This window comes from Psychrobacter pasteurii (genome assembly GCF_900162815.1).
Lineage (GTDB): Bacteria > Pseudomonadota > Gammaproteobacteria > Pseudomonadales > Moraxellaceae > Psychrobacter > Psychrobacter pasteurii.
The window spans coordinates 1-1,635 of the sequence record NZ_FUGD01000106.1; the positions used below are offsets into that span (position 1 = coordinate 1).

Consider the following 1,635-nt stretch of genomic DNA (forward strand, 5'->3'; position numbering starts at 1 on the left):
AACCGCTTAGCTGATTCAGCTCTTTTATGTGTTTGTCTTTAATGCGTAGCTTGAGTGTTTTCATATGCTTAGTATGGCAAGATTAATTTTAGCTTACAATCCTTTAAACACTACTCACGACAACATGTGTCGCCTTATATCCACCCCCTGAAGTGGGTGGTTTTACGGCGACTGGTGATAAAAATACGGAGCCTCCATGCTTAATAAATTCTCAAATAGCACTTCTCAAAACAGCACAACAAGTAATATCAGTTCAACACAAGAGCACTCAAAAGCCGGCGTTAGATTAAAACAGTTAACGGTAGCCATTTCTGCGAGCTTAGCCCTTAGCTTATCCTATGCGGCAGAGACAAATGAGGCGGAGCAGGTGGCTCAAGATACTCAAGCTCAGAGTGCTGAAGCCACTGGCCAACAAGGCAGTGTACAACAAGACAATACTCAACAAGTAAGCTCTGCTCAGACGACCGACAATCAGGTTGAGGAAGAAGGGGAAGAGGAAGGTGAAGCAGCAGCCGAGTCAACTCAAACTAAAGCCCAGACTCAAACCAAATCTCAGTCAAGCTCTGAGCTATCGGCCATGGCACAGCAAGTTAATAACAGTGAGTGGCAGCCGGGCGTTAAGATGACTCAAGCTGTGGGCACTAAAGTACAGGCATTATTAAACTGGAATCATCATGGTGTCGGTGCCGTAGATGGCTGGTGGGGGAAAAACACCCAAAAAGCGATGCAAGCTTTTCAAAAAGCCAAAGGCTTGCCTGTGACCGACACCCTTGACCAAAAGACGTGGAAAGCTTTGCAAAGTGGTGATCTGGCCAGTAAGCCCGTACTCATTAGCTATACGTTGACGGATTCTGATGTCAATATTAAGACCACCACCATTCCACAAGGGGTTGAGGCCAAGTCTAAGTTAGAAGGCTTGTATTATGAAAGTGTGGCCGAGGCGATGGCAGAGAAGTTTCATATGAGTATCGGCTATCTAAAGCAGCTGAATCCCAATGCCACTTTCACAGAAGGTGAGACTCTCACGGTATATAATCCTAGCAAAGCCAATAAGAAAGTAGTAACCCGGGTAGTAGCTGATAAAAACAGCCAAACTTTATATGCTTATGATAAAAACGATAAGTTGGTGGCCAGTTATCCAACCACAGTAGGGAGCACGGCCACTCCATCACCGATAGGGACTCATAAGGTACAGACCAAGGTAAGTGACCCAAACTATACGCATACCGATGCTGAAGGTAAGCAGACCATCTTGCCACCCGGTCCAAATAACCCAGTGGGCCGAGTATGGATTGGTTTAACCAAACCCTCTTATGGTATTCATGGCTCACCTGATCCAGAGCGTATCAGTCGTCAAGCTTCAGCAGGCTGCATTCGTTTGACCAACTGGGATGCCATGGCCTTATTAAATACCATTGATAATAATGCCACGGTTGAGATCAAATAAGAGAAAAAGACAGCAACGCAAAAAAACCGCTACCTAATAAGGATTAGCGGTTTTTTTATTACTGGCCGCCGTAAAACCACCCACTTCAAGGCATAGGTATCTACACAACTTAAAAAAAGCAAAAAAGAATGATAGAATCTTCCAGTATGGCATAGATAAAATGGATCTAGATACGAGGCTCATCAAAC

At 44.6% G+C, this 1,635-nt stretch carries 1 protein-coding gene; it reads left to right on the plus strand.

The window, feature by feature from the left end; all coding sequences use genetic code 11:
* Positions 1–196 precede the first annotated feature (196 nt).
* On the plus strand, positions 197–1,447 hold the full coding sequence (locus A1232T_RS09465; protein WP_077449183.1) for a L,D-transpeptidase family protein: 1,251 nt from the start codon (positions 197–199) through the stop codon (positions 1,445–1,447).
* Positions 1,448–1,635 lie beyond the last annotated feature (188 nt).

Bases quoted from the DNA above. Each gene is read 5' to 3' on its own strand.
- A1232T_RS09465 (WP_077449183.1), top strand. From the start codon at position 197: ATGCTTAATAAATTCTCAAATAGCACTTCTCAAAACAGCACAACAAGT.